4 protein-coding genes are annotated in these 5,730 nt (G+C 61.0%); 3 read left to right on the top strand and 1 reads right to left on the bottom strand.

The window, feature by feature from the left end; genetic code table 11:
- The first annotated feature begins 572 nt into the window (after window positions 1-572).
- Entirely contained in the window at window positions 573-2,942 is a 2,370-nt protein-coding gene (locus ACOJSJ_RS17345) for a TonB-dependent receptor plug domain-containing protein (RefSeq protein WP_420146206.1), read from the top strand.
- A gap of 17 nt (window positions 2,943-2,959) precedes the next feature.
- Window positions 2,960-4,216, top strand: coding sequence for an aminotransferase class V-fold PLP-dependent enzyme (locus ACOJSJ_RS17340; protein WP_420146205.1), 1,257 nt, complete (start codon window positions 2,960-2,962; stop codon window positions 4,214-4,216).
- Between the two features lie 142 nt (window positions 4,217-4,358).
- Here the strand turns inward: ACOJSJ_RS17340 and ACOJSJ_RS17335 are convergent, their stop codons facing one another.
- Window positions 4,359-4,784 (bottom strand): hypothetical protein, encoded by a 426-nt coding sequence (locus ACOJSJ_RS17335; protein ID WP_420146204.1) that lies wholly within the window; start codon window positions 4,782-4,784, stop codon window positions 4,359-4,361.
- A 179-nt stretch (window positions 4,785-4,963) separates the two neighbouring features.
- Here ACOJSJ_RS17335 and ACOJSJ_RS17330 point away from each other — a divergent pair, with 179 nt between their 5' ends.
- Window positions 4,964-5,377: a DUF1905 domain-containing protein gene (locus ACOJSJ_RS17330; protein WP_420146203.1), complete on the top strand. Its 414-nt coding sequence runs from the start codon at window positions 4,964-4,966 to the stop codon at window positions 5,375-5,377.
- Window positions 5,378-5,730 lie beyond the last annotated feature (353 nt).

The following is a 5,730-nucleotide window of genomic DNA, read 5'->3' as shown; positions in this document are numbered from 1 at the left end:
GAACGCTTCCAGCGAGTGGACGCGCGCTCGTCTTGGCTGGACGCCGATTGGGCCGGGATTGATCGATGATCTGGAGCGAACGGACTATCAGCCGGGTCGATCTTCGTAACAGCGTTCCAGCACTTCTAGCACTGCTTCTGGGACGACCGGTCGACTTTGATTAAGGTAACTGAGGGACAGACGTTGGTTGACAGCCGAGGATGCGCGAATGTCAGCTATCCCTGCGATCGGCTCCAAACCGGACAGTCGTCTATCGGCCAGTGTTGGGTCTCTAGATTGGAAAAGCCGCCGGTCCGCACCTAGGAGCGGAAAAATTGACGCTGAACGGCTGGGATGGGTCGGAAGTCCCTCGACCCGCCGGATAAAGTATTGCAGGCGGCAGCTCAATATTTTCGTATCAGTCGAGTGCTGCAGGATCAGGCTTCTGCTGATTGGAAAATAAGTGAACGCAACTTACCCTTGGTTGAGGTGGGGACCGTCGCGAACATTTTTCGCAAACTACACATAACCGTCATCTAGCGTCCCTATCGGCTCCCGCAGAACAAGAATCTGTCGCATCCGTGGGGACAATCATGAAGTTTATGACCGCCAGCGCGCTCGTCGCGCTGCAATTTTCTGTGTGCTCTTTCGCTATGGCGCAGGATGCAGTGCCAGCCGCCGACGCCGCTGGTGACGCGATCATCGTGACCGGTACGCGCGACGCGAAGCGCACCAAGTTCGATGCGCTGGCGCCGATCGACGTCCTGTCGTCGAAGGCGATCGACGGCAGCGTGTCCAACGATCTGTCCGATACGCTGGCCCAGTTGCTGCCGTCCTTCAACGTGCAGCGGCTGCCGGCGGCTGACGGCCAGGCCTTTGTTCGCCCGGCAACGCTGCGCGGCCTGTCCGCCGACCAGACGCTGGTTCTGGTCAACGGCAAGCGCTACCATCGCTCGGCCTTGCTCGGCACGCGTGGCGCGCAGTCGGCTGACCTTGCCACCATCCCCAATCTGGCGATCAAGCGGATCGAAGTGCTGCGTGACGGCGCGTCGGCGCAATATGGGTCGGATGCGATCGCCGGCGTCGTCAACATCATCCTCGACGACCAGCCGGGCATGGAAGCCTATGGCCAGTTCTCGCAATATTATAAGGGCGATGGCACGACCTACCAAAGCGGCGCGCAGGGCGGCCTGGCGCTGGGCGATCGTGGCAGCATCGTCTTCACCGGCGAATTTTCCAAGTCTGACGCCACCTCGCGCACGCGCCAGCGGCCCGATGCCGCGGCGTTTCAGGCGGCCAATCCTGGTCTGGACGTGCCCGATCCGGTGCAGCGCTGGGGCCAGCCCGACCTGCGCTCGGTGCGCGCGGGCGTGAACGCCCATTATGATTTTTCCGATGCCGTCACCCTCTATGCCTTTGGGACGGCCGGTAATGGCGAGGGCGTGACCGACTTCAACTGGCGCAACCCGGCCAGCACGGCGAATGTCTATGGCAATAGTTCGGCCTTTCCAGGCTTCAACTTCGCCAACCTCTATCCGACCGGATTCACGCCGCGCTTCGGCACGAAATATGATGATTATCAGGCCGATGCCGGCCTGCGCGGTGCGATCAGCGAGCGGCTTACCTATGACATCAGCGCGTCGTCCGGGCGCAGCCGCATCAATTACAGCATGCATGAATCGCTCAATGCGTCGATGGGGCCGGACAGCCCGACCAGCTTCTATCTGGGCCGCCTGCGCCAGAGCGAGTTCAACCTGAATGCCGACTTCGTCTATCGCCTGCCGCTGGGGCTGGTCGAGCCGGCGAACATCGCCTTCGGCGCTGAACGCCGCAAGGAAACATACGGGATCCGTCCGGGCGACCCGGCCTCCTATGCGATCGGTGCGGGCGCGGCGACCGGCCTTGCTCCCAACAGCAACGGCTTCCCCGGTTTCAGCCCGCTCAATGCCGGCGAATGGTCGCAGACCAGCTATGCCGGCTATGTCGATGTCGAAGTCCGTCCGATCGAGGCGGTGACGCTGGGCGCGGCCGGCCGCTATGAGGATTTCTCGGCCTTTGGCGACACGTTCAATTATAAGCTCTCTGCCCGGTTCGAGCCGGTAAAGGGCGTGGCGCTGCGTGGCACCTATTCGACCGGCTTCCGCGCGCCGACCCCGGCCCAGCTCAATGCGGTCAACACCAGCCAGGGGCTGGACACGACCACGATGCAGATCTTCAATACCGGCCGCCTGTCGCCCAGCGATCCGATCGCGATCGCCCTGGGCGCCAAGCCGCTGACCCCGGAAAAGTCGCGCACCATCACGGCGGGCCTGACCTTCCAGTCGAGCTTCGGCCTGACCGGCAGCGTCGATCTCTACCAGATCAAGCTGCGCGATCGCTTCGGCCAGTCGCGCACCTTCGCGGTGCCGGCCAGCCTGCCCAATCCGCAGCGCTTCACCTCCGTCACCTATTTCACCAATGATTTCGACACCCGCACCCGCGGTATCGATGTCGTGCTGGCCTACAACAAGCCGGTCGGGCCGGGCACCGCCGACATCAGCCTGGCATACAACTACAACCAGACCAAGGTGACGAGCGGCACGTCGGCGGCGATCGCCAATGAAAGCCAGCGCATCATCTTCGAGAAACGTCTGCCCAAGCATAATGGCACGGCCTCGCTAGGCTATACACTGGGCAAGGTCGGCATTCAGGGCCGGGCACGCTACTATGGCGCCTGGACCGATGTTAGCGGCAATGCGACCGGCGACCTCTACCAGCGCTTCGGATCGATGGTGCTGTTCGACCTCTCGGCCAGCGTCCAGGTCACGCCCAACATCTCGATCCGGGGCGGAGCGGAGAATATCTTCAACAGCTATCCCGACGAGGCGACCAACCAGGCGGTGCGCGGCCTCATCTACTCGCGCAACGCGCCCTATGACACGGACGGCGGCCAATATTATGTCCGCTTGGGCCTGACCTTCTGATCGGCTAGGCACGGAACATGGAAATCAGCCGCAGGCAGATGATGATCGGGGCGGCCGCCGTGCCGGTTGCAGGGCGGGCCGCCGCCCTGTCGACCGGCACGACCCGGCCCGATGATGAAGCATATTGGGCGGGGATCGCGGCCCAATATGATGTCACCCGCGACGTCATCCAGCTGGAAAATGGCAATTGGGGGATGATGGCCCGGCCGGTGCTGGACCGCTATGAAGCGGCCGTGCGCCGGGTCAATCGCGAGACCAGCTATTACGCCCGGCGCGGCCTGACCCCCGACCTGATCGCCGTGCGCGATCGGGTCGCGGCGAAGATGGGCGTTGCTCCCCAGGAAATCGCCTTCACCCGCAATGCGACCGAGGCGCTGAAGGCGCTGATCGGCGGCTATAACCGGCTGCGGCCGGGCGATGCGGTGCTTCACGCCGATCTCGACTATGACAGCATGCAGGCCTGTTTCGATACACTCAAGCGCAGCCGGGGCGTGGACGTGGTGCGGATCGCGCTGCCCGAACCGGCGACGCATCAGGGGCTGATCGATACCTATGAAGCGGCGCTGAAGGCCAATCCGAAGATCCGCCTGATCCTGCTCACCCATCTCAGCCATCGCACCGGCCTGGTCATTCCGGTGAAGGAGATCGTGGCGATAGCGCGGGCGCGCGGCGTCGATGCGATCGTCGATGCGGCGCATAGCTGGGGCCAGCTGGATTTCCGGCCGGCCGACCTCGATGCGGATTTCATCGGCTTCAACCTGCACAAATGGTGGGGCGCGCCGCTCGGCGTCGGGGTGATCTACATCCGAAAGGCCAGGCTGGACCCGATCGATCCGGACAGTGCCAACAGCCCGCCCTTTGCCGCCAGTAGCTATTCACGCGTGCATACCGGCACGGTGGATTTCGCGGCGCAACTGACCGTGCCGGCCGCGCTCGATTTCCAGGATGCGATCGGCGACAGCGCGCGGGCGGCGCGGCTGCGTCATCTGCGCGACCTGTGGGCGGAAGAACTGCGCGACGTGAAGGGGCTGGAGATATTGACGCCGGCCGATCCACGCCTGCACGGCGGCATCACCTCGTTCCGTCTGGCGGGGCGGACGAGCGTGCAGGACAATATGGCGGTCGCCAAACGCCTGCTGGACGAACATCGGATTTTCACGGTGCATCGCGATGGGCCAGCGCGTGGCGCCTGCGTACGGGTCACGCCTGCCTTGTTCAACAGCGCGGCGGATGTTGGCACATTGGCAAAAGCCATCCGTTCGATCCTGCCTTAATCGTGAGATCATGGACCGCTGATGGCACGGAGCCTCCCATCCATCCCGAACGCCATATGAGGTAGCGGAAACAGACCGACTGCATCTCGAAAAGAGAAATGGGGTCATTAATGGCCGTAATGGGTCGTTCGTGCCGGACCTCTCAATCCATAGGGGCATTGCGGCAGTTGGGAAGACCGCCCTTCAATTGCGTCCCCATCCACATCCCTTCGGGGGATTTGGATAACGAGAGTGCAGATACAGCATTATAGCTCCCACCGTTTCGCGCTCGGTCTCTGAAACAGATCGTCATCTGGCTATCTGTCGTCGATAGCACATCGAATGACATGGCCCACTCATGCGAACCCATTTCCATGAATGCGCTAAGCTTATCCTTTCTGATGACGGTAAATCCGTAGTCTGAGAATGTTTTCTTTCCAGAAACGCGTCGTGGTCCGGTAGAATTTTGGAAGCTTGTCAAATCGAGATTCGCTAAAACACTATCGACGGTATCGTCCTTAACAGCGCCAATCGTGGCGGTAGACGATACGATCGCAGTCGAAATCACAAACAATTTTACCATCTTCATGGGACGTGCTCCGGCTAAATTATGATTCACCTACAACCAATGTCTGATTCTGGAGTGATGGGTGCTACCGGTCAATGACCACAACGGGTCGACTGCAGCACAAACGAAAGAGAATGTAGACGCAAACGATAGCGCAAGATCGGGTTGCATCAAACGAGCGCACAGCCAATGATCCCGTGGTGCAAACGAACGATGGCCCAACAGACCCCGAACTCATCCGCTTCCTGCGCGAGGAATTGGGCGGAGACGTCTTACCTAACGAAACAGCTTGGGAGCATGTCGGCCCTATCTGGTTGTGGCGCGGGGAAGGCAAGGATGGCCAGCCCTCATCAATGTCGTGGCATTTTCTGACGATCGACGGCGAGGTCGCCGAGGCCATCCGTGTAGCATCGTCTGGCCAATCAGCGGCTTGGGGATCGGTCTACGTAGAGGCTGGCATCGGCAAAACATGCTGGCGCACATCGGTCTTTCCGAACAAGGCGCGCCAAGGCTACATGCTGCCCATCAAGGCGAGCGTGAGAAAAGTAGAAAAGCTAGCGGAAGGCGACGTGATCACGGTACGCATTACCCTATCCAAGGGACCATCACGCTAGAAATGAGCGTTCGATCTGAGGGAAGTTGGTCCGTGCAGGTCTGATCAGTGTGGTGACAATTTCTCCAGACGGCTCCATCCTCGCGCTTCGCTACTCGACAGCCGTCATGCGAGAAAATGGCTTGTTTCGGCGTGATCCGACATTGCCAGCATTGCTCCAGAAAGGCGCAAGTTGGCCGACACTTGCCGAGTTGCGGACGGTCCGCACCTGGCGTGCTGCAAACGGGTACTGAGCGTCTTAGAAGGGTCGACAGGGGAGATGGCCGCTACGCGCGCATCCAGGCCACTTGACCGCGAAATTGCTATGCGTGGAAGCGGACCGTCAAATTAAGATCGGGTCTGCCGTTCAAAGAC

Source organism: Sphingobium sp. (assembly GCF_048594625.1).
Classification (GTDB): domain Bacteria; phylum Pseudomonadota; class Alphaproteobacteria; order Sphingomonadales; family Sphingomonadaceae; genus Sphingobium.
This window is presented reverse-complemented; position numbering and strand designations above follow the sequence as displayed.